The following is a 24,888-nucleotide window of genomic DNA, read 5'->3' on the forward strand; positions in this document are numbered from 1 at the left end:
GTATTCCCCCTCACTTCACCTTAATCATGCTTCGTAGCTGTGGCACAGACAATATCAATGTAATCACGAACATGATAACCCCTACCGCAGAAGCTACACCGAGTTGGTTATATTTAAAGGCATTATTATAAAGGTAGTACATCAGCGTTACGGAGGAATTGTTCGGTCCGCCACCGGTCAATAACTGAATAACTACAAAGATTTTTAATACGGCAATAATATTGATAATCGTAATATAAGTTGTTGTAGGTCCTACCGAAGGAATCAGGATCTTTGTAATCACTTGCCATCTGCTAGCACCATCGATTTCTGCTGCTTCAAAAAGCTCTTTCGAGACACCAATCATCGCAGCTATATACAGAATAATTGCCTGGCCCACGTTAGTTGCGAAGGTTACAAATATCACGACTGGCAGAACCGTCTTTGGATTTCCCAGCAGATTAATCGTCCCTAGTCCCATGTCTTTATATAGATAAGAGATAAGTCCGTTAGCCGGATTCAGCAAAAAGCTCCAGACCATACTCATAACCACCATGGACACCATTACCGGGATATAATAACTTCCTCTAATAAAGGAAACGTACTTAGCATTCTTATCAAATACCGCAGAGGCTACGAACAATGCAAACCCCACTGTAAGTAGAACGATAAATATTACGAACACAACGGTGTTGATGGTAGCCTTAAAAAATACCGGATCATTAAACAATGTGGTGTAATTGGCAAAACCCACAAACTTCTCGCTGTCATAATTAATCTGGTATAGACTCAGCCGCATCCCTTCTAAGATCGGATAGACAAGAAAGGCTAAGAATACTATCATCTGAGGTAAAATAAACAGATAACCTGTAATATTCTCTTTTAGGTAATTACTACGTAGTTTCATATCGTTTACCTTTCTAATTAACAGCCCTAGAGTCTCTTCAGACCCTAAAGGCTGTCAATCGTGTATTGTTTATCTGGTCTTAGATTATTGGAAAATTACAGAGCCAGCTTTATTGGTCTCAATCACCTTGTTGCCACTTGCCTGATAATCTTGCACAAACTGTTCCGGTGTCTTAGCTCCCATGTAAAGTGCTTGTAGCTCTGGATATAAGACCTCTCTTAATTGGCTGTATCCTGGAACGTTGCCTGTGAAGTTGAACAAATATTTAGAGTTGGCATCGTAAGCTGCAAACAGTGGATTCTCCGCTTTAAGCGCTTCGGCTACAGAACTTCTTACAGGAATACCATTCTTAGAGGATTTAACTAACTCAGGATCGCTTGAGAAGAACTTCACGAAATCCTTAGCTACTTCAGTCTTCTTAGCATCTTTGGACTTGAATACACTAGCGCCTACTACATAAGTAAAGGATAGAGGATCTCCGCTTTCCGACGGAATATTAGCAAGTCTCATATCGAATTTCGCTGCCGTACCGTCCGCCATATTTGCTTTCGTACCATTAAACAGAATTGGGTTAGTGAAACTGATCGCTAATTGCTGATTTTGGAACATAGCATTGGCATCATTAGAAGAAACAGATTCTGCGCCTGGATTTGTATATCCGCCGTCATATAGGTTTTTCAGCCAAGTTGCAGCTTTAACTCCGTTCTCATCATTCAGGACAATGTTGCCTTGATCATCAAAGAACTTATTGCCGAACATTCTCATATAGGCAAGGTTCCATGTATCGCCCTGATTATTTACAGCGAATAATGCCATTGGATATGCATTGGAATACTTATCCTTCGGCAGATTGTTTTTGAGACCCTCAAGAATTTGTTGATATTCATCCAAGTTCCAAGTTTTGATTTCGGATTCTTCACCCACAAACTTTTCCAAGCCTGCTGCTTTAAACATGTCCGCGTTGTAAACCAAGGTGCCTGGGTTGTGCTGGAATGGATAGAAATAAATATCTTCTCCGAACGTTACAGCGTCCCAGTAGTTTTGAGCAATATCGCTTTTCGCGTCTTCATCAATGATGTCGGTCAAAGGAACCAATGCTCCACGGTGAACGTAATCCCCCATCGGGAATACACTCTCAAAGAACACATCTGGAGGTGTTCCTCCGCTTAAGTTAACGTTAAGCAATTGATCGCGCTGATCTCCAGCAATGACCTCTATTTGAATATCTGCATCGTATTTATCATATTGTGCTTTGAATTTCTCAGCGGCGTGCTTTAGGAAGCTATCATAGTCCGCACCTGCCTCCGTGGCATCCACAACACCCTTCCACTGTGGAGTCAGCCATACTCTGATCGCCACTTTTTCCTTCCCAGACGCAGAAGAATTATCGGATGTATTAGAGCTCGCAGCATTGTTACCTGAGCAACCTGAAATTAAAGAAATAATCACCATTAGCGCAAGCATTGCCGAGAGTAAACGTTTTTTCTTCATTTATAAACCTCCCTAAAAGTTTTGTGAGCATTACCTTCTCTGAATCGCTACGTACAAAACTCGCATCGAAAGCATACGCTTAAAGTTTTGTGAGCATTACCTTCTCTGAATCGCTACGTACAAAACTCGCTTCGAAAGCATAGAACCTTTAATTTAAAATCCGTTTGGCATGGTATTGCACTAAATCGGCCATGCTGCGATGTCCTTGCGGATCAAGATGCATATAATCAATTTCATTCATCGATACATGGTCTCTGGAATCTACAAAGTGGATACCAGTTCCCGTTAGCAAAGCTGCAAGATGCTCAGCGAGCTCCATAGACTTCTCACTACATCCGCTACCCATTGGTTTGCCAATAGGGGTATGAATATACTCTGCTCCAATCGGAGGGGGCGCGATTACTAGAACCTCTGGAGCCTTCCCCTCAGGTCCTGCACCGCTACCTTTAGCTTTAAGAGCCAGCCTAACAATACCTTGTGCGATGTTATAAGAAGTTAATCCAAACCTTTCTTTGGTATCATTGGTCCCAAGCATGATCACAACCAAGTCTAATGGCGAATGTGACATCAGGCAGGGATAGATATAGGAAATTCCAGAAAGTCCTTCAAATAGAGGGTCCTCACTGACACTTGTTCTGCCCGGAAGCCCTTCTTCGATCATACGGTAGGCGTCACCCAATTCTGTATGAAGAATTCCCGTCCAACGAATATCATCCTTAAATCTGCGGTCTGTCTCTGCGTCGTAGCCCCAAGTATTAGAATCGCCAAAGCATACGATGGATTTCTTCATTTGTCTTAACCGCAATATCTTTCAATAGCTTGATCAATCAATTTCATAATGTCTGCGATCGGACCAGCATCTTCAGCGGCTACTGCCTCAAGCGGTGCTCTTACGCTACCAATATTTACGCCTCTTAATTTTAGAATCTCTTTTATTCCGGCATACATGGCACCTTTCAGCGAACAAAGGGCGATGATAATATCGTTGATATCGCTTTGAATTTGTCCAGCTTCTTCGAACTTACCAGCCTTAACAAATTCATTTGCTTGCAGGAACAGCTCAGGCATAACCGCATAGGTTCCACCGATTCCCGCATCCGCTCCCATGATTCTTCCCGCAACATATTGTTCATCCGGTCCATTAAATACCACTACATCTTTTCCACCCACTCTTTTGAATCTTTCAATATCCATAGTCGGCATGGAGGAGTTCTTCACACCAATCACCTTTTTGTTCGCAAGCAGCTTCTCAAATAGGGACGGAGTCAGTGTATATCCAGTAGTCTGAGGAATGTTGTAGATGATGAAGCTTAGAGGGGTTGCCTCCATAATCTCGCTCCAATATTTATAGACTGCACTATCAGGTAACTTGAAATATATAGGCGGGATTGCGGATAATGCATCGTATCCTAAGGTTGCAGCATGTTTCGCTAACTCAATACTATCTCTAGTGGAAGGGGCACCCACGTGGGCAATCAGTGTCATTTTACCTTTCAGGTTACTAGCTACGTAGCTTAGTACCGCTTTGCGTTCGTCGAGACTCTGGTAAATACATTCTCCTGAGCTGCCTCCCACATATACACCTTGAACTCCTTTTTCAAATAAATAATCACATAAAGCATGCGTCCGGGATTCCGAAATATTTCCTTGATTGTCATAGCAGGCATAAAAGGCAGGTATAATTCCGTGGAACTTTGTGAGTGTCATTGTTAATCCCCCTTAAGTTGTGAGCGGTTTCTTTTCTACATAAACAAAATATCATTATATTTTGCTTTTGTAAATTATTTTCTCTATTTTTTGAAAAATAAAATTTATTTCCACCAATCTTATTTATGATTAGCAAAATAATGGTTTTCAGTGCAACTCGCAGCTAATAATCATTTATTTTTCCATATTCATTAGAAAATAATCCTGTAAATTCTCCACCCTAAATTTATTTCTTCAGGGCAGTATTTGTTGGATATACGGATGTAAAATAATTTAAAAAAGTGGTACTAATGAGTATCCTTTCAGCTTCGTTAAAAATGTCTCCTACAGGGAGACACTTCTCTCCAGATGAAGCACAAAACCTAAATAACACACAATGTTCACTGAATAATCTGTGTTTTTCAGACGGACACACCTTTTAAAAAATGGAGTTTAGGATTATAATGAAAGCGTAAACAAAGAACAACAAAATCTATTTTGTTTCTTCGCCAAAGGAGGCTGGAGGAAATGCTAGCAGGACTTAAGGAACTTAAAAATTGGGTGACAGAAAACTGGAATCCAACATTGAATACAGGTAATGAGGACTACCGGAAAATGGAGTACTCCGTGGAGCGCCATCTGCACACTCCGCAATCTCCGAAACCACTTAGCTATGAAGAAGAGGCTCGCATCAAGACCGTTAAATTTCATTAACTAACCCTTCAGATAAAGATTGATTCATAACGAAGACATCAGACCGCCAGTTCTGGAAGCAATTTCAGTGGATGCGGTCTTTTATTATGCCTTGTAGTTGTATACCGAAAAAACCTCCTCCACCCTTAAGGGTGAAGAAGGCTAATAGGTTACTTTCGAGGACATGCAGTAGGTTATCAATCCAAACGTCTTGTTTAGTTCATCCTTCGATAAACCTCAGCGCGCGTTCCGATTGATAATCAGCTAGGCCTTGGGCGAATTGTTGATCAGGAAATCCTCTATGCAGCAGCTTTAATCCACCTGAAGTTAAGGAGACATGATGGTGGAATTGATAAAATAACAGCCTATCATAATCCAGAGCATCGTTCTTTAAGTACCGATAGAAATCCCCAAATCTCATCTGCAAAAAACTATGTTCATGCTCAATATCATAAAACATTGCCCCTTCGATATCGATCAAAAAGGGCTCCAGTTTATCATTAACCATAACATGGTCAGGACCCAGTTCCCCGTGAATAAACCCATATTGCTGTCTGGGTTGAATTTTTGATTCAAGCTCGTACAACTTATCGAGCAGTTTGCTTTGATTAGACCTGATCTTCTCAATATGTTGGGAGGCATAGGCTAGCTGTACTTTCGCATTTTCCATTTGTAATAAATGACATTGCCCCATGCTGCTCTCGTTAGCATTTGCTTTCCCAAAAACATGCCTCTCGTGGGTATGCATAGCAGTAAGCATCTCCCCCACACGCTTAAAAACTTTATCTTGAACACGTAACTCGGGATGATGAAAATAGGTTTCTGCCATTCTTCCATCTATATATTCAACCAGAGCATAATCGAAAGAGTAACGATCTCTTGCCTTATTCAGATCATAAAGAGCAGGGGTCTGAATTCCATGTTGTGTTAAGTACCTGTTATTTAATTCGAATAAATGACTTCCATAGGATTGTTCATTTATATCTTCATTGGCTTTTTCTTCTTTAAAATAATTCATGGAAAGATCCCACACATACAAAACGCAGGAAAATCCATTACTGCACTCAATCTTGTAGACCACCTTTTGTGCGCCGCCATGCATGCGCGAAACACGAGCAACGAAATAACTGCTGCCAAAAACCCTACTAATATAATCCTGTAAGTCAGCCTTATCGAGATGACAAGTAACGTCCATTAACAACACTCCATTGATTAGGTTTTGCCGGCTTCACAATAGTAAATAAAATCCAGCCGAAAGTATAGACTTATTCTTTCTGATCAATTATGATGTTGAATAAGGTCTTGAAAAAAACAAGCATACAAAAAGCCGTTGGAATTCATTTCAACGGCTTTTTTTTATGAAATATCTAAACAAATATAGAGGAGTACTTTCACAACATGTTCAAACGACTAACTGCACTATTTTCGATTCCCTCTTATGGCTTACTCTTTTTATGTATGTTACTGCAGGGGATGGGGATTTCACTCAGCGCACCCTTTTTATCCATTTATTTTACGGAACAGCTTGGAGTATCTGTCGGGTTGTTTGGTGTTTTTCTGGCCACCACGTTAATTGCCGGGATATGGATCAGTACACTAATCGGAAGACGCTCTGACCTCGGCTTAAATCGAAGAAACATTTACCTTGTCTCCACGCTCTGTAATGCTCTGGCTTATAGCGGATACTTGCTCATTGGGGATTTTACGATCTTATTCATCTACATGATTGTGTTCACCGCCCTCGGTGCACCAGGGATGCCTCAATTGTTCGCCATAGCTAGAGAAGCAGTGAATAAGAGCGATTTTACGGATACTGCGTTTGCAAATTCTACCTTGCGTTCTGCTTTCTCTCTCGGCTTTATTACAGGTCCTTTAATCGGTACTCTGCTAATTGCTGCTGTTGGGTTTAAGGGGATCTTCTCGGGCACCATCGGAGTATTCCTGCTGGTTGCCTTACTTATTTCGCTATTCCTGAAATCAAATACAGAAGTGAAAAGCAGTACTGCAGAAGTAAAAGTAAAAAGTTTCCGGTTGGGTCAGAACCGTAATGTTCTGCTTCCTTTTCTGATTATGATACTCATGTATGTAGCCCACTGGACGAGTAGCATCAATACTGCCCTCTTTATTACCAACAATCTAGGGGGAACAACAAGCGATGTCGGTTTAGTCAGCAGTATTTGTGCTGCGCTGGAAATTCCTTTTATGATCATGCTGGGACTACTTAGTGCAAAATACAGTAACCGAATCCTGATGATGTGCGGAGCCATTTTCGGAGGAGCTTATTATCTCGTCGTCATTACTTCAGGCGCGATGTGGCAAATGCTTGCAGCCCAAATTTTGCTTGCCTTTTTTGTTGCCGTTATTTCAGCGATTGGCATTAGCTACATTCAGGATCTGCTTCCAAACATGCCTGGGTATGCATCCACGCTCTACTCTAATTCATCCACGATCGGCAGACTGATTGGCAGTCTTGTTGGCGGGTTATTAGCTAGTGTTGTTGGGTACCGGTATTCATTTGTGCTCTGTTTCATACTCGTCATTATTTCTACAATCATGCTTGCGGTAAGCGGACGTTACTCTGTAGATGATCCACAAAAACTAGCGATTTAATCCGCTTTTTCGGGCTTCATTCAGCCCTTGAAACTTCTCCATATTTTCTCGCGACTAACTAACATATCCTTAAAAAGGTGGGGTTAGATGTTAAAAACTATTGCAAGAATGCTCATCTTGATGTCTTTAATCTTTCTGGCAGCATGTGCAGGGGATGTTAAACCCATCGAGGAGCCGAGCACAGGAGCAAATACGCCAACTCATAGTCCAGCGATGAATACGCAAAAGCCGCAAAACACAGAACCCAAGCAGCCAAATGAAACCAGCTTTAAAGCAGAATTGTCAATAAATCTGAAATCATATTCAGATCAATTGACAGAGTATGATCTCCCCGCGCTTGAAGTGCTGGAAAAAAACCTAACCGCTTTGGTTGAGCATGACCACACACTTTTCCAATCCGGGTTCGTAAACAAAAAACTAGCAGATGCTATGGAACCTTATTATGACGAACAATATCAGTACAAATTCACAGACATCGAAAGCATCGATTCCATGTTACCCAACGAACATCAGGTGAATATAACGGTAATCGGACAACGCTTGGATATGGCCGCAAAGACCGTTGAAAATGTAAAAATGCTATACGCTATTCGGCCAACCGATCAAGGGGAATGGGTCATTTATATCATTGATTGATTGACTGATTGATTGACTGATTGATTGACTAACTGACTGACTAGCTTTTGAAAATCGTCGTCCGATTCCTGACAGGGAATTTGAACGACGATTTTTTTGTGAAAAAAAACCAATTTCTCCCCTTGCTAGCATTGCGAGATGCGGAGAATGGAATCATGTTTGTGGTAACCTTCTAGCTACCTACCCGATCTAATATTTAAGTAACGTTACGAACATCCTAAGACTTCTAGTCAAGAAAGCAGGTAAATCTTTGCATATAGATCCTATTGTCGTCAAAGCCAAAGCTGGAGACCCTGAAGCATTCGTGCAGTTGATGCAGGAGATAGAGTTACCTTTATACAGAACTGCAAGGTCCATCGTCAACAAAGAAGAAGATTGTGCAGATGCCCTGCAGGAGACGATGCTTAAAGCCTTTAAGAACATCCATACACTCAGAGAGCCCGCTTTTTTCAAAACGTGGATCTTCCGGATTCTGATTAATGAATGCAATAAAATGCTCAAAAACAACTCAAGAGCCCTCCCTTATGGAGAGCTTCCCGAAGTCCCTTCCACTTCCAAGGATTATGAGAAAATCGAATTATGGGATGCCATTCAACATCTTGAGGAGAACCTCCGGATTGTCATTCACCTTCATTACCTACAGGACATGCCGATCCGTCAAATTTCCGACATTCTCGAAATTTCTACGGTTGCCGTGAAGACCCGGCTGCATCGCGCCCGCAAAAAGCTAAAGCATTCATCTCAATTCAATCAAGAAATGGAGTTGCGACATGGTAAACACTAAGTTAGAAGAACAGTTAAAGAACTGCCAAAGCCTACTTCCCGCTCAGTTATCGGATATTGCCCGCTCCAAACTGAATGAGACTTACCAAATCATCAGGGAGACCGATAATTCCACTTCCCCCATTCAGAGAAAGATGGATACATCAAGAACTTTTAATAAGTGGTTGATTTCCACTGCAGCCGCTGCAATTCTTGGAGTTACAGTCCTTGCTTCCGGCTTTGTATCGCCCGCAATGGCTGGTGCACTCAAGCAAATTCCGGTTTTGGGACAAATCTATTCATTATGGGGCGAAAAAAACTTAGATCCCGGTGTTCAACAAGCCGGGGATTTCATCACAAACGTAAACCAAAGCGTGACCCATAGCGAGGTGACCATGAATATCCCAACGTTGTTATTTGACGGAACCCGAATTCTTATGAACCTAACCACTCCTGGAAACCGTTTGGCTTCGGAGCCCAATTCGCCGCCTTCAGATGCCAATAAAGGCGCGGTGGATAAGTTTGAGGTTCTCTATAAAGGTCAACCTCTGCTCTGGAGTTACGAACACATGGATGGTGAGACTGCTTCCAGCATAATGGTTCAGGTTTTGAACACTTATTATGATCCGAGCACAACAACACAGACTGTCCAGTTCCCTGATCAGTTTGACTTGACTGTAAATGTAACGTTAAAGGGTTACGATGTCCCGTTCGAATTCGTTCTGCCTGTTACCAAATCAACGCCTGTTACCGCACTAACTTCAGAGGAGACCAAGCATCACGATAACATTAACTTGCAGATCAGTAAGGTAGAAATCACCCCAATCACAACGCAGGTATCCATTGAGTACAAAACCAAACCGGGCCAGAGCGTAGAAGAAATGCTCGCTTCTATCCCTTCGAAATATAAGGGTGCTAACGGGGGCGTCATCGCTCTTCAATTTGACATTGTGGATGAACGTGGCGTTCAACTGAAGCCCATCGGTGCTCACCCCTTAAGCGAATCTTATAATGTTCGTTTTGAACCCTTCAAGACTATACCGAATACCGTAACCATCAAACCGTACTTAGTCGTTTCCGAAGGTCAAGCCCCAGCTGGGACTAAAGGACTGTGGGAAGACAACAATATGGTCAAGGAATATATCCCTGAGCTGGAGACTGTACTTTCGGTCCAATAGTTCATTTGTAAAAGGGTATGCAAGACTACAAAAGACGAAGCCATAATAGGCTTCGTCTTTATATTTAGATGGCTTCAGGTAGGTTCAATCCAATAAGGTTATTTTGATGAAGCCAGCTTCGATAATTTGTCGGCAATATCTTCGGCTTGTAATAAGGAGGAGTATGAATCTGCTGCAAAATATTTTTCCATATCAATCTCAATCATTCGATTGTTTTTGACCGCATCCAACATCTTCCATGTCGCTGGCAACTTAGGCGGTTCTTTGTCCTTTACGGTAAGGACAATAACGTAGTCACTGAAGCTAGAATAAAAAGTGGACAGTAGTTAACAGACTGGCGATAATGAGTCCACGGAGGTGTGTTCACATGGGAGAACATCGACAACGGCATAACGAAGAATTTAAAAACAGACAGTGCAGTTCATTCAAGAGCAAACAAAGACAGTGGGCGACTTGGCGGAAGAGCTTAACATCCCAAAAAGTACCCTGCATCAATGGAGTATATGTTGCTGTTTACTCTGTCTACGTATCACATGTTGGCGAATATCCACCAGTTGAACCGTACATTTCACCGTTCCAGCCACTTCAGCTCTTTTCTACGGGATTTATACCGTACATTCTACCGTTTCAGCTATTCATGCAAAATAATTATGAAGTACGCTCGCAACTCCAGTTTTCGTTGCCCTATATAATAAATTCGGCCTCTTGAATGAGAGTCCATTCCCATAGATAACCTACGCAAATTATCTATATCGGCAAGATTTAGGGCCATCCTTTTACAGGATGGCCCTCTCATTGATTAAGTTGCAATTTTGCTAACCTTAATACTCTCCTTTAATTACAAAAAACGAACCCCGAATTGTTCCGGCTAGCTTGGACTTCTGCCTAGCAAACTTAAACTTCTCTTCTAGCTCCTTTGGGATCTCCATCCCCTCAGAAAGCTTAAAACCAACAGCCCGCTTCTTAGGGTCATCCACCGTATACATAACGTTCACCGCAAGACCATCCTCATAAAAGACATAAGCGAATTTAATATTTTCCACTTGAAAACGCGATGTTTCTAAAGGCTTGGCCGCAAACTCAATATCGCGTTCTTCTTCTAAAATTCGGTTCACATAATCAAGGGTCTCCTGACTTTCGCTGGCTCGTACAACCGTAAACTCATGTTTGTATTTGTTCATAAAGTAACGGGCCTCATTAGCACGCAGACCAGCAAGTGCATCTACTACAGGTGAAGATTCTAACCCAACCGTAGACACATTTTTAAAATCAACGATATAGGACATTTCCATCTCTCCTTTTCTCTCATTATTACCAAAAAAACTTATCGTTACTTAGGATACGGTTCGCGTGTTGTCTGTAACAGCAAGTTTCTGTGTTAACTGCTGTGCTCTTTTTCTATTAAAGTGACCATCTCACGCTTCCACTTTTCTCGCTCCTCTGGCGGGATCGGCTCCCCTTTGTCATACAGAAATCTAATCATATAGAACCCATCCTTCGTAAGCAGGCTGGTAACAAGTTCATGTTCTAATACATTATTGTTCATCAACTGCGTCTCCACTATAGAGCTATTATCAGTCTGATGCAGTACTTGAGCGGTCAACAAGGTCTCTTGGGAGATATAATCCGCTGTATGCTTCTCTACAGAAGATGCCTCTATCTTATCAAAATAATTAATCGTGAACGTATGCGAAGGTTCGTACCGATGGTATTCTCCTAACGGGTAATATCCGATAAATTGACTGTTACTGTAGATATGGAAGGTTGCAGGTACATAGCTATCAAGCTGAAAATACGGGATGAATCGCGCAATGCCTGAATTGATCTCTTCTCCAGGAGGAATGACCGCATCCACACCACTAAGGAAATCACCCTTCTTATCTACAAAAATCGTGCTATAAGGGCTGTACCTCGTAATCCAAATTGAACCATTCTCCTTCACAGCCTCAACGTAATAACTGATAATTTGATTTCTTTTTTCCTCACGTTCATCGGCGGGGTTGATACAGGTATGAATGTGCTTCCGAGTGTATGTAAAGACTGCTTTAGTGGCATCCATTGACAGCAATTCAAATTCGAGAATTTCAGATTTTATATTATAGATTTGAAATGTCATCATTAATTGAAAGTGATTTAAAAAGGACATTCCCCTTTTATCTGGATGAAATCTTTTGCTCAAACCTTCTTCATCCTTATCCATATAAGCCTGCTCCAAGCCTTCAACCAAGGCCTGTAGCTCCTCTTTTGTGATGCCTTTATTTTTTTTAAAGAAAAACATGTCTTCTCTCCCCTCATCATCAATCTACTTCCAATTACTTGCTCCTATTTATTATACGGGCATACCTGTGTACTTTTCTAGTTATGAAGAAACCATCCCTGACAAAGAAATGGTTTCTTTGAGTAGGTATACCTTTCGGTCATCCCTACATTTTAAAATGTTCACGAACTAACCTAAATTGTTCTTCTACGCTCATGTTTGGTGTTCTATCTATGGTTTTGATGCCCAGCTTAGTGCATTCTCTCTTCCGGGATAAACGGTAATATAAATTCAGGCATTATTCCTAAATCTATTAGGATTGGTTGGTCATCAGGTAACTTCAGCAAGTCAATAATAAGAATTCCATCATCTCTTCGACCACTTGAAATAACCATTGGCTAGAGATCGTCCTGTAATGTTTGAAAACCTAATTCCTCTACAAACTTCTTGGTTTAATTCTTCTTTCAAATAATTATTATTTATCTTCATCCAACACACCCCATTTATATTTCAAAAAGCTTACTCTGACACGTTGGTTGTGAGGGGTTGGCGGATTCTTATCTTTCTAGATAAAAAAAGCCTTCCCCACCCAAAAGGGTGAAGAAAGCTTAAATGTGTATCCCCAAAATATGGGCAGCTATATTAGGTTTTCGTACCCGAGGGTGTCTTAGTCAATTGCTCCTCCAGCCACCTTATCGCCTCAGACTCTCCAGAGAAGGCGCCTCCGGGGCAGCCGTAGGTTCTTTTAGTGGACAACGCTGTAACTGGCTTGTAGACAGCAAGCAACTTTGCATTCTGCATTACGACCGCGATGCCTGAACAATATTGGGCGATTTCCCGCTTGTTCATCTTGCACCAGTTCATATACAGCTGTGTGACCGCACGCTCTGGACGTGTGTTTTTCTCAGCAGAATGCACCATCAGCAGGCCGAAGGCAGATCGGCGCGCGAGCAGTTCTTCCCAATAAGCGATATATTCTTCTACTGTCTCCTGATCAAACGCCTCCCCCAAACTAAGGCTTATGATCGGCCAAGCGGATTCATCCTTTGTTATAGCCATACGTTTCCCTCCTAAAATGTGCCGAGCATTGCCTAAGATGTGATGCGGAATCCAACGGATTGCTGTTGCAGCTTCCAGAGCCGGTCGTACAGTCCGCCGCGCAACAGTAAGGCTTCATGTCGTCCCTGCTCGACCAGCCGACCGTCTTCCAATACGATAATGTTGTCCGCACCGCGTATGGTTTTCAACCGGTGGGCGATAACAATGACGGTTCTGCCCGTAATCAACGCATCAATTCCTTTCTGGATTTCGGCCTCATTCTGCGGGTCAAGCGATGCAGTAGCTTCATCCAACAGCACAATTGGAGCGTTCTTGAGAATCGCACGGGCAATGGAAATTCGCTGCTTCTCCCCTCCGGACAGCGTACTGCCGCCTTCGCCTACCGGCGTGTCATAACCAAGCGGTAATTTCATGATGAAATCATGGCAGTGAGCCATTTGCGCTGCCTGCTGAATATCCCGCTGCGACGCCCCCGGCCGCCCAAAAGCAATGTTGTTCCCGATGGTATCTTGGAATAGATACACATCCTGAAACACCACCGATACAGATCCTAGCAGATGTTCTGGATCAATATCCTTGATGTTGCGCCCACCTAGCAGAACGCTCCCTTCTTCAGGATCATAGAAACGTGAGATCAGGCGCAGCACTGTACTCTTGCCGCTGCCTGACGGGCCCACAATTGCAGTCAGTGAACCTTGCGGCATTTCCAGACTTAAATTTTTGAGAACAGGCTCTCCTCCATAGCTAAAGGTTACATTGTCAAACCGAATGGTGCTGCTTTTAGGAAGAGGACTCGTATTACCTGTCATTACCGGCTGGCGTAGCAGGTCTACTATACGTTCACCCGCTTGTTCGTTATAGCGGAATTCGGCATAATTGGCTAGCGCTGTGGTCAATGGATCATAGATACGTGTGCCGACAATAAGGAATACTGCCAACTGCAAAATACCGAGCTCCCCCCCTAATAATAGATGAACACCTACGTATACCATTAAGGTCAGTCCCGCACGAAGAAGAGCCATAGCGGTTAGAATAACCGGACCGAACATTCCTTCCAGCTTCACACTTTCCTTCATCAAAGTTTTAAAAGAGTTATCCAGACGGACAAATCGTTCTCCCGTCAGGTTATAGGCCTTCATCACCCGTATACCGTTCAAGTATTCTTGCAAGCGGTTCGCAGCGTTCAGCTTGGCCTTCATATGATCCGCTCCGAGTCTCCGCCGCAGCTTGCCCGATATATACATGATCAGGAGAGCAACCGGCAGCGCTACGAACATAGAAAGCGCCATCCGCCAGTCCAGAAACAGTAAACCAGCAAGTGCAAATATCGGCAGTACAAAAGCTCCCGCAAGCTGTGGCAGCAGATGTGAAATGCCCGTCTCAACGAGCGTGAAATCGCCCATCATCATATTGGCTAAATCACCTGGGTCCCGGCGAGTCAGGTAACCCAGCGGAAGCTTCCGCAGATGTTCTGCTAATTCCGCACGTCCCTGTGCAGCAACATTGTATGCCCCGCGGTAAGCGGTGCGATAGGCGGGAATCTCACTCAGGAACATCAGCACCATGACGGCGACAAGCCCTGCGCAGATCCACCAAAGGCGTTCTGTCTGAAGTTCTGCGCCTACAGTAATATAAGGAGCAAAAATCAACCGCACCGCCTCAATTACAAGCGCGAACGGCAGCACACTAACTAGATTAGCCAGCAAAGAAAAAAGTACAGGCTTCAGCAACTGCTGCGGTTTACCGGCAGTAATATTATGCAATACCTTCATAGCTGATCCCCTCCTTTTTCCATATGCCAATCTCCGGCGTCACTGTAGGCATGCCACATTTTTGCGTAAAGCCCCTTCGCCTCAATCAAACCTGCGTGCTCTCCACGTTCCACGATTTCTCCATCCCGCAGCACCAGAATTTGTGCAGCTTCACGTATAGAGGAGAGTCGGTGAGCAATGACAATAACCGTCTTGCCGCGCATAAGCTCCGTAAGTGCTAACTGCATATGAAACTCATTTTCTGGGTCGGCAAAAGCAGTCGCTTCGTCGAGCACGAGCACTGGTGCATTTTTGAGAATAGCCCGAGCTACTGCAATGCGCTGCTCCTCACCACCCGAGAGATAGACACCGCCTTCACCAATTAACGTATCGTATCCCTGCGGCAGCCGAGTAATGAACTCGTCGCATTGTGCCGCTCTGGCTGCAGCCTGGACTTCCTCCAAAGTCGCTCCCGGTTTGCCGACAGCAATATTCTCATACAAAGTGTCATAGAATAGGAAGGTTTCTTGAAATACAAAAGCAACTGTATTCATTAATTCATGGATCGCCATATGGCGAATATCGACTCCACCGATGCGGATTGCACCCACTTGCGGGTCCCAGAACCGCGGCACCAAGCTGGCCACCGTCGATTTTCCCGAACCTGACGGGCCTACCAGTGCTGTAACCTTCCCTTGTTCCGCACGGAATGAGACTTCGCTGAGCGCCGCTGCAGTCCCTGCATCTTCACTGTAGGAGAAGGTTACATCGACAAATTCAACGTCAAAAGTATGCGGAGATAGCGGTTCTGCTATTTCCGGTACAGGCTGCTGTGCCAAGAGACGGTCCATCCGCTCCACGCCTTCGCCAATATCCCGAGTGCTTGAAGCCAGCAGAAGTAGCTTGTAGAGCGGAGATGAAACACCGGGTGCCATAATCAGAAAGAACAACAGCACAAGCGCAAAGGACATGGAATCCGGCCGACCGCTTAGCATGAAGACGCCCACCGGCAAAATAAAGGTAAATGGTGACGCCAGCAATGTTTTGAATAAGATATAACCTGTTTGATAACGGTCCGTATACTCCAGACAATAATCGCGGTAGCTGGTCATATCACTGTAGAACTTTCTGAAAGAATGCACTGTCTGCCCGAACACCTTAACCGCGGGCATCCCCCGTACATACTGCACCGCCGAAGTATTAATCTGCTCCAACGAATCATGATACTGCTTCACACTGGCCTTGCCTCTGCTGCTCATCATAAGTGCTGACTGCACACCTAATCCTATAATTATCGGTAGCAGGCAAGCTACCGCCAACGGCGGACTAAGCCAAAACATCGCCACGATCATCAGCACCGTAGAAGCCAGTACGCTGACTAAATCGGGAAGCTGATGCGCTACGAAATTTTCCACTTTGTCGACATTCTGCTCTAGCGTCTTCTTGACCACGCCTGTTGAAGTCCCGTTCAGGAAACCAAGCGGCAATCTGCCCAAATGCTCGGTCATTCGCACACGCAAATTATATTGAATACGAAAAGCCGCAATATGCGAGCACATAATACCACAATACGAAGTCACCAGCCCTCCGATTAACCCTCCAAGTGCAATCCACCCCCAGCGGATCATATACGCACCGTCGACCTGTCCAGGCGATGAAGCATGGCGCAGCAGCTCTGCCAAAATGAAATAAACAGACAAAAACGGAATCAGCATTAATACAGCGCTGACAGATGACAATATTCCGGACAAGAGCAGCAAACCTCGCTTCTCTCCGGCGATCTCCAGCAGCCTTGGCATGCCGGTTTTGGTTTTACTCACAGCCGTTCCCCCACTCTTGGTAATTACGCGCAAAAAAAGTGCACTGAGAATGATTCTCTGTGCACTAGTGTATAGGAACGTTGTTCACGATTGCTACCGTTTAAGGGATTATAATTAACCAAATCAGGAGCATCTGTGCAGGATACGGACTTACAACTTAATACCGAAGAGACGCTGCCTGCCGCTGATCAGATATTCTCCTGGACGCACACCGAACTTTTTGCGGAAGGCTGCCGAGAAATGACTCACATTACCGTATCCAACTCTGGAGGCTGCTTCACTTACAGTCATACTCCCTTGTTCCAGCAGCTGCTGCGCTCTCTGCATCCGTTGTTCGATAACGTAGGCATGCACGGTATAACCAAACATTTCCTTAAAGCCCTTTTTCAGCTTGAACTCATTGAGGCATATAATGCGAGAAAGGCCTGCAAGCGTCGGCGGGTGCAAATAATCACGCTGTAAAATCTCCTTAGCGAGCCGCAGGCTCTCCATATCCTCTCTGGACAGCTTGACCGAGCGTGGAATCCGGTCTGCTTCATATAAAGATTCATTGAGATAGACCGCCATAAGCTCCAGCATTTTGCCCTCCAGATAAAGTTCACGCATGCCATGGTTATAGGAACAATCCGCAATCTGCGATAGAATGAAGCGGATGGATGGTGTGATGTTATTTTTTCCAAAAAACAAACCCGCACCAGCTCCGATGCGAAGCCGTGTATCCTCAGTCAGACCACTGGTCATCCGCTCAAATTGTGCAGGGCTCATATCTATGCTGATGAATCGGTACCCCGCTCCACTCAGGTATGTGCAGTTTTCACTTCTTACTCCGCCATGAAACAGCGCAATTTCTCCTGTATCTATAACAAAATAGTCCGATTTCAGCGAGGTCCCCCACTCAATGCCATGCCCCATGCAGAATGCCAGCTCTGTACGCGGAGTGCTAAAATTGCCCTTCGCTTCGATATCCCGATTAAAACAGAGATTAAAATCTGTCATCTGGATATACCCATGGCTAAGCAGGCTGCGGCAACTGCCTTCCCCTATTTCGACTGGAGGTTTAATCTCAAAATGAGCCCCATCAAAACGATAATTATAATCCACCCCTTCACATGTAAGCGTCTTATGGGCATCAATCGTTTCTGCTTCTTTCAGTCCATTGCTTCGCTCCATGCACATCCCTGCTTCCTCTTACTTTGGGTTAATTATATATGCAATGAGAATGATTATCAATTAAACATTACGATTTCCTCTTCGTTCAGACTGAGCAGTTGGGCAAATACACTGGATTATAATCAAAAAAACCTTTCCCACCCCGAAGGGTGAAAAAGGCTTATATGTCTCACTTCCGAAGCCGTATCTAGCCTTCATAGCTACTCTCGTTTCTTCCCAACTGCCCCAAGATAGATAACAAACTCTTCATCGCCGTCTAATTCTAAAATCTCATCTATCAACTTTTGATCATAGATTCCAATTGCGCAAGCACCTGCACCGATGGATTCGCTGGCTAAATAAAGGTTCTGGCAGACATGTCCAACATCGATGAGGATTTTTTTGTGAGCAGAAATATCATACTTCCATTCGGAGCGGTAGGGTGTGGTACTCCAGGCAAACAATACAGAAGCCTTTTTGGCAAAGTTAGGGACAAAGGGCTGATCCAAAGTAATAGCATCAATCTTTTGTTCAAGTTGATCTAATTCAAACATAAATAAGAGCTTATGTTCCACAGGCAGGTATCTATAGATCCCTTGCCCAATACCCTCTACACGCATAATCATTAAATAGGTTTCAAAGGTGTGCGTCGCCCCACTGCAGGGTACAGTCCGCAGCGTAAGTCCGTTCTTATTCATGCCGCTAATCCCTTGGGTAGCCCATAATAAATAGGATAACTCCTCCAGACTAACAGTATCCTCAGAATAGAACCGTGTACTTCTTCTTTGATCTATACAATCAAAAATATTATCTTTACTCACAACGTCTTTGCTGACCTTGGGCAAATCAATAATTAGTGAATCTGAATCAAATGGCTTAACAATTGGCGGTTGTGCAATTCCCTTGATCTTATCTGTTTTGATATGTTTGAATTCATGAAAATTGGATTTCAGAAAATTTCTTTGTTGTTCATATCTGGTCATAACAGATCCTCCTGAACTACCTTAATAGCTCTAATTTATCATGTCATAAAAATCATACGGTGATCTAACTCACTCTTCAGTTGTTTTGGTGAGTAAACAAAAAACCTTCCTTTGCCCCGAAGGGCAAAAGAAGGCTTAAACGCGTCACTTCCGAAGACATGGCCAGCTATATTTTCAGCTCCCCAAGCTTGATCAGCTCGACAACCGCTTGTGAACGGCCTTTAACGTTTAGTTTTTGCATTACATTGGAAATGTGGTTTCGAACTGTTTTTTCGCTGATAAATAATAAGCCAGCGATATCACGAGTCGTTTTGTCCTGCACGAGAAGCTCAAAAACTTCGCGCTCACGATGAGTCAACAGAAATTTGCTGTGGTGTTCGTTCCCCTTCAATGGTGTCACCCCTCCTTGCCCTGGGTTTGTTTGGTATAACAAGGTAAAGGGATACAGTCAAAACATATTATGTAGTGTTGATGTTAATGGTGCTGTCACAATTATAAAATGGGCTTAGTTCATTCAAATGCAAAATCCTGAAATTTTCATGAATAAGAACATCTTTTTTCAGGGCAAACTACGGTTTGTTGTTCCTTATTAAAGGAGGTGTATGTATGAGCCATTCAAAAAACAATCAACCTACCAAAGCAGAAGTACAAACAACGAAATTAAACAAATTACCACTCGTAGGTAAATTCGAACCCGAATTTTCTGCAGAGGAAGCTGCAGAAGTGTTCGAAAACCAACCCTCTGCAGATCATGAATCCCATAATGAACGATAAAAAGCGGATGACGCTTTGATCTTATTCTTAAGCAGATCAAACCTTTAAAGAATGGAACTGTCACATTAACAGCTTAATTAACTATAAATGAGACGGTTCCCTTCATTTAAACATCGTAAACGACTTAGAGCAGCGATTCGCCATTAATGGGAATCGCTGCTTTATGTTGTAGGCTGTTGGCTGCCCGCTTCTATACTGTATTCATCAGCCCCAACTGAGGCCTTCGGACCCAGATGGCGTTATTTGCAAATTTATCGCCTTTTGAGCGAAGTTTCGGACTCCAGTGACACTATTCCTTAGAAACAGGCTCATATAGGGTACTTTTCAAGCCAATAGCGACTATGCGGTCCGATAGCGACTCAAATATCGAATAATGCTGCAATTAGTGTCATCTGGGTCCTTTAGTTACTGCTTATGCGCAAAAGTTTGCTGGGGCGGTTATTGCTGCGTTCACGCAAAGGTTCGCCGGGGCGGTTACTGCTGTGTGCGCACAATGGTTCGCTGGGGCTTTACTGTGCATACACACACTGGTTCGTTAGGTCGGTTACTGCTGCGTGCGCGCAATGGTTCGCTGGGGCGGCTACCCGATCCAATTGTGTATTCACCGCCCCTACTGAGGCTTTCGGACCCAGATGGCGTTATTTGCAAATTTATCGCCTTTTGAGCGAAGTTTCGGACTCCATGAAGCTAGAATAAAAAGTGGACAGTAGTTAACAGACTGGCGATAATGAGTCCACGGAGGTGTGTTCACATGGGAGAACATCGACAACAGTATAACGAAGAATTTAAAAAACAGACAGTGCAGTTCATTCAAGGGCAAACAAAGACAGTGGGCGACTTGGCGGAAGAGCTCAACATCCCAAAAAGTACCCTGCATCAATGGATGAGCCAGTATCGAGAACTAAAGAATGAACCGGCAAGCTAGCGTGGATCGAGTACGGGAACTCGAGGCACAGTTGAAAGAAATGAGCCGTCAACTTCAAGAAAAAGATAACAAGATTGCCGATGTGGAAGAGGAATTAGCGATCGTAAAAAAAGCAGTGCACATCTTCAGCAAACCAAGGAACTGAGATTCCAGTTTATTGAAAAACATCGCTCCGAGTTTCTCTTGGAGAAGATGTGCATGACCCTACATGTGTCACGGAGCGGGTACTACAAGTGGCGGACAGAAAAAACCAGTACGCATATGCTTCGTAAGGCTGCGATAATGAAGCGAATTCAGTATCATTTTGCAGACCATCAAAAGCGGTATGGGAGTCCGAAGATCACCCGCCTGTTACATCAAGAAGGTTATACCGTTACCGAACGCACGGTGAGTGTGTACATGCGACATATGAAGCTTCGCTCCATTGTCTCCAAAACGTATCGCGTACAGACCACCGACTCCAATCATGACCATCCGATTGCCCCGAATACGCTGAACCAGCAATTTAAAATACTCAAACCCAATTCAGTATGGGTTACCGACATTACGTACATTCCTTGCCGGGGAGGGCGCTTGTACCTGGCTAGTGTGATGGACCTTTGCACGCGCGAAATCGTGGGGTGGCGCTTGGAGAACCATATGGAAACCAGCTTGATTTCGGGCGCTTTACAAGATGCTTACGAAGCTAAACAACCGGAAAAGGGTCTATTACATCACTCCGATAGAGGTTCTCAATATACTTCTCATGAATACACGAAGCAGTTGAAAGCGTATGGCATGGAGTCCAGCATGAGCCGCAGAGGTAACTGTTATGATAACGCCTGTATCGAGTCGTGGCACAGCATTTTGAAAAAGGAGCTCATTTATTGTAATCCACGATTCAAAACTAAGGAGCAAGCCTACCAAACACTTTTTCAATATATTGAGTTTTACTATAACCGCAAGCGAATGCATGGCGCGCTGGGGTATCTTTCTCCAGTTCGTTTTGCTGAGCAATTGACTAGAATGTCTGTTGCGTGACTGTCCACTTTCTTGACAGAGGTCCACCAGTGACACTATTCCCTAGAAACAGGCTCTTATTCGGTACTTTTCAAGCCAATAGCGACTATGCGGTCCGATAGCGACTCAAATATCGAATAATGCTGCATTTAGTGTCATCTGGGTCCTTTAGTTACTGCGGACGCGCAAAGGTTCGCCGGGGCCATTACTGCTGCGGACGCGCAAAGGTTCGCCGGGGCTAAAGCTGAGTTCGTTGTTGCCGAATATGCGAAGAGAATAGTTGGGCCGATTACATACTACTGTGTACGTTCACTTGTTCGCTGGGGCGGTTACTATTCTACTTTTTCAATTGTAATCGGATACATTGCTACAAACTATACTCCCACACCTGGGAGTTTTTTTGTCGTGCAATTATTACAATGAGATACATCACATTTTTATATTGACAGTAATTGTATACGGACTTATGATAAGTCCAGTATAATTGATAACGATTATCATTTAGATATAAAAAAAGGGGTGTTTTTTTTAATGAAATTTACTTATGCTGTCTCTGCAAGTCTACTTGCGGCCTCCATACTGTTCACCGGATGTGCCAATAATAACAATTCTACAAATACTGCTGCCAACAGCACTACAGCCACCAATGCACCGGAGACTGCTGCGGCTACCAATGCGCCGGAGACTGCCAGCGCTGACTTCACGTCAGCTATAGATCAATATCGCACATACGTCATCCAGCAATGTGATGAATTTGTGAAGCAAACAGAGAGTTTCACCAACGCTGTAAAAGAGGACAAGATTGATGAGGCTAAGGCGCTCTACGCTCCTGCCCGCATGTATTATGAACGGATTGAGCCTATTGCAGAAGCACTTGGTGACTTGGACCCAAACATCGATGCCCGGGAAAATGATGTAGATGCGGCAGAATGGCGCGGTTTCCACAAGCTTGAGAAAGCACTCTGGCAGGACAATACAACTAAAGACATGACAGAAGTTGCTGACCAATTGCTGAAGGACGCACAGCTGTTGCGTGCGAAAGTTGAGACCGTTGAGATCGACGCGAATCTGCTCGTAACTGGTGCTGTTGAGCTTTTAAATGAGGTCTCCTCCTCCAAAGTAACCGGAGAGGAAGAACGTTACTCGCACACAGACCTGTATGATTTCGTCGCAAACGTTGAGGGTGCACAAAAGATATACGAGCTGTTAAAACCAGAACTAGCTAAAAAAGATGCCGAGCTTGAAAAAACCATTGGTGAACGATTCGCTGCCTTGCAAGCCGAGCTTGCCCCCTTCAAATCCGGAGATGGATATGTTTCCTATGAAGAGCTGAAAGAAGATGAAGTACGTAAACTGAGTCAGAATTTGGACGCCTTGGCTGAGCCATTGTCCAATATGGGAACTATTCTAGGAGTGTGACCCTCATGAATAAACATAACAAGTTTACTGGAGTACCAGGTAATCCTGAAAGTCCCGCTCTTAATGATCAATCGAAGAATGATCCTATATTTGGTAAAAAATTAAGCCGCCGCGATATGCTGCGGCTTACTGGCGCCACTGGCCTTGGTCTTTTGTTAGGGGGCGGAGGTGTCGGTGGAATTATGGCTGCGCGTAATGCTGTAGCTGAGCCAACGAAAGCCGCAGAAGGTGATTCCAGTTCCATTCCTTTTTATGGGAGCCATCAGGCGGGGATTTTGACACCTGCACAGAACTTTATTTATTTTGCTGCCTTTGATTTCACCACAACCAAACTGGCCGATGTGAAAAAACTAATGCAAGCATGGACTACTGCCGCTGCCGCTCTTACTACTGGCGAGCTTATTGGTGACGTGAATGACAATCCCAATCTTCCGCCCTCAGACACCGGGAAGCGGACGGGCTAAATCCTGCAAGGTGTACGCTGACCTTTGGTGTTGGCCTCTTCCTTTTTTGATGAAAGATTCGGCTTAGCTTCGAAACGCCCAGCCCTATTGGCCGATCTTCCGGCATTTGCGGGTGACAATCTTGATCCGAAATGGTGTGGCGGGGATATTTGTGTGCAAGCCTGTGCGGATGATCTGCAGGTCGCATTCCATGCGATCCGCAATCTGGCTCGTATCGCCCGGGGACTGCTGTACTGCGCTGGACACAGGAAGGTTTTCAACGCACTGGAGCAGCGGATCCCAAGGGGGCTACGCCACGCAATCTTTTGGGTTTCAAAGACGGCACGGGCAATCCCGATACAACCGATAACACTGAAATGAACAAAGTGGTCTGGAACAGCAGCAGTGACGGTCCTTCTTGGATGAGCGGCGGCACTTATATGGCGGTACGCCGGGTACGTCTGCGTATTGAAGTCTGGGATCGTTCTTCGCTAAGTGATCAGGAGGCTACCTTCGGGCGTTATCGTCACACCGAGCTCCACTCGGAGCTAAGGATGAATTCGATGATCTGGATCTTTCGGCAGCGGACGCTTCCGGGAAACCTGTCATTCCGGCGAATTCACATTCCGCATTGGCGCATGGTGACGGTACAGTCAAAATGCTGCGCCGCTCCTACTCTTTTTCCAGCGGTTTGGACGTCACCACGGGACAGCTTGATGCAGGTTTGTTATTCATTAGCTTTCAACGTGATTTAATGAAACAATTCGTTGCCATTCAGCAGCGCCTCTCTAAGACTGATCTCCTGAACGAATATATGACTCACACCGGCAGTGCGGTATTTGCCTGCTTCCCAGGTGTCCGCAGTGGCGGCTTTATCGGGGAATCACTACTAAGCTAAATTTATGGCTGTCCATTATTGAAGGGGGATTATCCCGATGTTATCTCTTACGCATCCTAAACGGCAAATGCCAAAGGTTGCCTTGCTGATTCTGTTTGGCTTTTTGTGTATGCTTTTGCTCTCCAGCCCCGCGGGGGCGGAGGGCGATGGCACGGTCGACGAGCTCCTGCCGCCGGTCGGCAGCGCGCTCGTCGAAGCCGCCAGAGCCGCTGGGACGCGGCCGCGGCCGATGTAGAAGTGTTCGCTGCGCTGTGGCGCACCGCGAACACAGGCACGCCGGACCCGGCACTCGCCGGTTCCGCTGCTGCCGTTGACGCCGCGCTTGCAGACGCGACGAAAGCCCTTGCGGCGGGCGGCGGCGAGCCCGCCAAAACCGCACTGTCCACGCTCGCGAGAAGCGTGGACGCGTACGTCACCGCCGCCTCCGGCACGGCGGCGGTGACACTGGAGCCGCCGGACGCGAGACGGC

25 protein-coding genes and 2 pseudogenes are annotated in these 24,888 nt (G+C 44.7%); 13 read left to right on the forward strand and 14 right to left on the reverse strand.

All coding sequences use genetic code 11. The features are described from left to right. Positions 1–10 precede the first annotated feature (10 nt). The 4 genes from MHI15_RS08525 to MHI15_RS08540 form a co-directional block, all read right to left on the reverse strand. Positions 11–886: a carbohydrate ABC transporter permease gene (locus MHI15_RS08525; protein ID WP_076129168.1), complete on the reverse strand. Its 876-nt coding sequence runs from the start codon at positions 884–886 to the stop codon at positions 11–13. A gap of 84 nt (positions 887–970) precedes the next feature. Next, complete coding sequence (locus MHI15_RS08530; RefSeq protein WP_076129167.1) at positions 971–2,377, reverse strand: ABC transporter substrate-binding protein; 1,407 nt, start codon at positions 2,375–2,377, stop codon at positions 971–973. 148 nt (positions 2,378–2,525) lie between these two features. Beyond that, a complete protein-coding gene (locus MHI15_RS08535; protein ID WP_076129213.1) occupies positions 2,526–3,167 on the reverse strand; it encodes an SGNH/GDSL hydrolase family protein in 642 nt (213 codons plus the stop codon). Between the two features lie 5 nt (positions 3,168–3,172). Next, positions 3,173–4,084 carry a dihydrodipicolinate synthase family protein gene (locus MHI15_RS08540; RefSeq protein WP_076129166.1) on the reverse strand — a complete coding sequence of 304 codons (912 nt, stop codon included), beginning with the start codon at positions 4,082–4,084 and terminating at the stop codon, positions 3,173–3,175. A 507-nt stretch (positions 4,085–4,591) separates the two neighbouring features. Between MHI15_RS08540 and MHI15_RS08545 the strand changes: the two genes are divergently transcribed. After that, entirely contained in the window at positions 4,592–4,777 is a 186-nt protein-coding gene (locus MHI15_RS08545; RefSeq protein WP_036679656.1) for a hypothetical protein, read from the forward strand. Between the two features lie 199 nt (positions 4,778–4,976). On the opposite strand, the gene MHI15_RS08550 is transcribed toward MHI15_RS08545, so the two are convergent. Continuing rightward, positions 4,977–5,906 carry an aminoglycoside phosphotransferase family protein gene (locus MHI15_RS08550; RefSeq protein ID WP_341164517.1) on the reverse strand — a complete coding sequence of 310 codons (930 nt, stop codon included), beginning with the start codon at positions 5,904–5,906 and terminating at the stop codon, positions 4,977–4,979. A gap of 248 nt (positions 5,907–6,154) precedes the next feature. On the opposite strand from MHI15_RS08550, the gene MHI15_RS08555 reads away from it, so the two are divergent. From MHI15_RS08555 to MHI15_RS08570, 4 genes are all read left to right on the forward strand, one after another. Then, a complete protein-coding gene (locus MHI15_RS08555; RefSeq protein WP_052097297.1) occupies positions 6,155–7,366 on the forward strand; it encodes a sugar efflux transporter in 1,212 nt (403 codons plus the stop codon). 87 nt (positions 7,367–7,453) lie between these two features. Beyond that, positions 7,454–8,002 carry a hypothetical protein gene (locus MHI15_RS08560; protein ID WP_076129164.1) on the forward strand — a complete coding sequence of 183 codons (549 nt, stop codon included), beginning with the start codon at positions 7,454–7,456 and terminating at the stop codon, positions 8,000–8,002. A 250-nt stretch (positions 8,003–8,252) separates the two neighbouring features. Then, a complete protein-coding gene (locus MHI15_RS08565; RefSeq protein WP_341164329.1) occupies positions 8,253–8,786 on the forward strand; it encodes an RNA polymerase sigma factor in 534 nt (177 codons plus the stop codon). Continuing rightward, positions 8,773–9,942 carry a DUF4179 domain-containing protein gene (locus MHI15_RS08570; protein WP_076194583.1) on the forward strand — a complete coding sequence of 390 codons (1,170 nt, stop codon included), beginning with the start codon at positions 8,773–8,775 and terminating at the stop codon, positions 9,940–9,942. The genes MHI15_RS08565 and MHI15_RS08570 overlap by 14 nt, the downstream gene beginning before the upstream one ends. Positions 9,943–10,040: 98 nt before the next feature. Here MHI15_RS08570 and MHI15_RS08575 read toward each other — a convergent pair whose 3' ends face one another. From MHI15_RS08575 to MHI15_RS08615, 9 genes are all read right to left on the reverse strand, one after another. After that, positions 10,041–10,193, reverse strand: a complete 153-nt coding sequence (locus tag MHI15_RS08575) for a hypothetical protein (protein ID WP_175619009.1) — start codon at positions 10,191–10,193, stop codon at positions 10,041–10,043. Positions 10,194–10,763: 570 nt separating this feature from the next. Further along, a complete protein-coding gene (locus tag MHI15_RS08580) occupies positions 10,764–11,228 on the reverse strand; it encodes a phage tail protein (RefSeq protein ID WP_341164330.1) in 465 nt (154 codons plus the stop codon). Between the two features lie 92 nt (positions 11,229–11,320). Further along, on the reverse strand, positions 11,321–12,220 hold the full coding sequence (locus MHI15_RS08585) for a hypothetical protein (RefSeq protein ID WP_341164331.1): 900 nt from the start codon (positions 12,218–12,220) through the stop codon (positions 11,321–11,323). Positions 12,221–12,841: 621 nt separating this feature from the next. Further along, the gene (locus MHI15_RS08590) at positions 12,842–13,258 is read right to left on the reverse strand and encodes a hypothetical protein (RefSeq protein WP_081387279.1); all 417 of its coding nucleotides are present in this window, start codon (positions 13,256–13,258) and stop codon (positions 12,842–12,844) included. 32 nt (positions 13,259–13,290) lie between these two features. Next, positions 13,291–15,030, reverse strand: a complete 1,740-nt coding sequence (locus MHI15_RS08595; RefSeq protein ID WP_076194572.1) for an ABC transporter ATP-binding protein — start codon at positions 15,028–15,030, stop codon at positions 13,291–13,293. Next, positions 15,027–16,808, reverse strand: a complete 1,782-nt coding sequence (locus MHI15_RS08600) for an ABC transporter ATP-binding protein (RefSeq protein ID WP_076279983.1) — start codon at positions 16,806–16,808, stop codon at positions 15,027–15,029. The genes MHI15_RS08595 and MHI15_RS08600 overlap by 4 nt, the downstream gene beginning before the upstream one ends. Positions 16,809–16,979: 171 nt before the next feature. Next, the gene (locus MHI15_RS08605) at positions 16,980–17,999 is read right to left on the reverse strand and encodes a helix-turn-helix transcriptional regulator (RefSeq protein ID WP_341164332.1); all 1,020 of its coding nucleotides are present in this window, start codon (positions 17,997–17,999) and stop codon (positions 16,980–16,982) included. A 200-nt stretch (positions 18,000–18,199) separates the two neighbouring features. Next, positions 18,200–18,961 (reverse strand): SagB/ThcOx family dehydrogenase, encoded by a 762-nt coding sequence (locus MHI15_RS08610; protein WP_076130854.1) that lies wholly within the window; start codon positions 18,959–18,961, stop codon positions 18,200–18,202. Between the two features lie 166 nt (positions 18,962–19,127). Then, positions 19,128–19,352 carry a helix-turn-helix domain-containing protein gene (locus tag MHI15_RS08615; RefSeq protein WP_019908812.1) on the reverse strand — a complete coding sequence of 75 codons (225 nt, stop codon included), beginning with the start codon at positions 19,350–19,352 and terminating at the stop codon, positions 19,128–19,130. A gap of 215 nt (positions 19,353–19,567) precedes the next feature. Between MHI15_RS08615 and MHI15_RS08620 the strand changes: the two genes are divergently transcribed. The 8 genes and pseudogenes from MHI15_RS08620 (at position 19,568) to MHI15_RS08655 (ending at position 24,419) form a co-directional block, all read left to right on the forward strand. Beyond that, positions 19,568–19,735 (forward strand): hypothetical protein, encoded by a 168-nt coding sequence (locus MHI15_RS08620; RefSeq protein WP_169744806.1) that lies wholly within the window; start codon positions 19,568–19,570, stop codon positions 19,733–19,735. Between the two features lie 751 nt (positions 19,736–20,486). Continuing rightward, positions 20,487–20,660 (forward strand): transposase, encoded by a 174-nt coding sequence (locus MHI15_RS08625; protein ID WP_341164333.1) that lies wholly within the window; start codon positions 20,487–20,489, stop codon positions 20,658–20,660. Position 20,661: 1 nt separating this feature from the next. Next, positions 20,662–20,805, forward strand: coding sequence for a hypothetical protein (locus MHI15_RS08630; RefSeq protein ID WP_341164334.1), 144 nt, complete (start codon positions 20,662–20,664; stop codon positions 20,803–20,805). Positions 20,806–20,816: 11 nt separating this feature from the next. Beyond that, on the forward strand, positions 20,817–21,680 hold the full coding sequence (locus tag MHI15_RS08635; RefSeq protein WP_256715073.1) for an IS3 family transposase: 864 nt from the start codon (positions 20,817–20,819) through the stop codon (positions 21,678–21,680). Between the two features lie 510 nt (positions 21,681–22,190). Further along, positions 22,191–23,078 (forward strand): iron uptake system protein EfeO, encoded by an 888-nt coding sequence (efeO, locus tag MHI15_RS08640; protein ID WP_341164335.1) that lies wholly within the window; start codon positions 22,191–22,193, stop codon positions 23,076–23,078. Between the two features lie 182 nt (positions 23,079–23,260). Further along, positions 23,261–23,902: pseudogene (locus tag MHI15_RS08645) on the forward strand (Dyp-type peroxidase domain-containing protein). Then, positions 23,848–24,000: pseudogene (locus tag MHI15_RS08650) on the forward strand (iron uptake transporter deferrochelatase/peroxidase subunit); the annotation flags it as partial. The pseudogenes MHI15_RS08645 and MHI15_RS08650, both read left to right, overlap by 55 nt. Positions 24,001–24,152: 152 nt before the next feature. After that, positions 24,153–24,419 (forward strand): Dyp-type peroxidase, encoded by a 267-nt coding sequence (locus MHI15_RS08655; RefSeq protein WP_341164336.1) that lies wholly within the window; start codon positions 24,153–24,155, stop codon positions 24,417–24,419. Positions 24,420–24,888 lie beyond the last annotated feature (469 nt).

Source organism: Paenibacillus sp. FSL H7-0918, assembly GCF_038007025.1.
GTDB lineage: Bacteria > Bacillota > Bacilli > Paenibacillales > Paenibacillaceae > Paenibacillus_AQ > Paenibacillus_AQ odorifer.

Coding starts and splice junctions, on each gene's coding strand:
- MHI15_RS08540 (WP_076129166.1), bottom strand. CDS start 4,084: ATGACACTCACAAAGTTCCACGGAATTATACCTGCCTTTTATGCCTGC.
- MHI15_RS08590 (WP_081387279.1), bottom strand. CDS start 13,258: ATGGCTATAACAAAGGATGAATCCGCTTGGCCGATCATAAGCCTTAGT.
- MHI15_RS08525 (WP_076129168.1), bottom strand. CDS start 886: ATGAAACTACGTAGTAATTACCTAAAAGAGAATATTACAGGTTATCTG.
- MHI15_RS08570 (WP_076194583.1), top strand. CDS start 8,773: ATGGTAAACACTAAGTTAGAAGAACAGTTAAAGAACTGCCAAAGCCTA.
- MHI15_RS08600 (WP_076279983.1), bottom strand. CDS start 16,808: ATGCCAAGGCTGCTGGAGATCGCCGGAGAGAAGCGAGGTTTGCTGCTC.
- MHI15_RS08560 (WP_076129164.1), top strand. CDS start 7,454: ATGTTAAAAACTATTGCAAGAATGCTCATCTTGATGTCTTTAATCTTT.
- MHI15_RS08585 (WP_341164331.1), bottom strand. CDS start 12,220: ATGTTTTTCTTTAAAAAAAATAAAGGCATCACAAAAGAGGAGCTACAG.
- MHI15_RS08595 (WP_076194572.1), bottom strand. CDS start 15,030: ATGAAGGTATTGCATAATATTACTGCCGGTAAACCGCAGCAGTTGCTG.
- MHI15_RS08620 (WP_169744806.1), top strand. CDS start 19,568: ATGAGCCATTCAAAAAACAATCAACCTACCAAAGCAGAAGTACAAACA.
- MHI15_RS08555 (WP_052097297.1), top strand. CDS start 6,155: ATGTTCAAACGACTAACTGCACTATTTTCGATTCCCTCTTATGGCTTA.
- MHI15_RS08580 (WP_341164330.1), bottom strand. CDS start 11,228: ATGTCCTATATCGTTGATTTTAAAAATGTGTCTACGGTTGGGTTAGAA.
- MHI15_RS08530 (WP_076129167.1), bottom strand. CDS start 2,377: ATGAAGAAAAAACGTTTACTCTCGGCAATGCTTGCGCTAATGGTGATT.
- MHI15_RS08535 (WP_076129213.1), bottom strand. CDS start 3,167: ATGAAGAAATCCATCGTATGCTTTGGCGATTCTAATACTTGGGGCTAC.
- MHI15_RS08625 (WP_341164333.1), top strand. CDS start 20,487: ATGGGAGAACATCGACAACAGTATAACGAAGAATTTAAAAAACAGACA.
- MHI15_RS08605 (WP_341164332.1), bottom strand. CDS start 17,999: ATGGAGCGAAGCAATGGACTGAAAGAAGCAGAAACGATTGATGCCCAT.
- MHI15_RS08610 (WP_076130854.1), bottom strand. CDS start 18,961: ATGACCAGATATGAACAACAAAGAAATTTTCTGAAATCCAATTTTCAT.
- MHI15_RS08545 (WP_036679656.1), top strand. CDS start 4,592: ATGCTAGCAGGACTTAAGGAACTTAAAAATTGGGTGACAGAAAACTGG.
- efeO (WP_341164335.1), top strand. CDS start 22,191: ATGAAATTTACTTATGCTGTCTCTGCAAGTCTACTTGCGGCCTCCATA.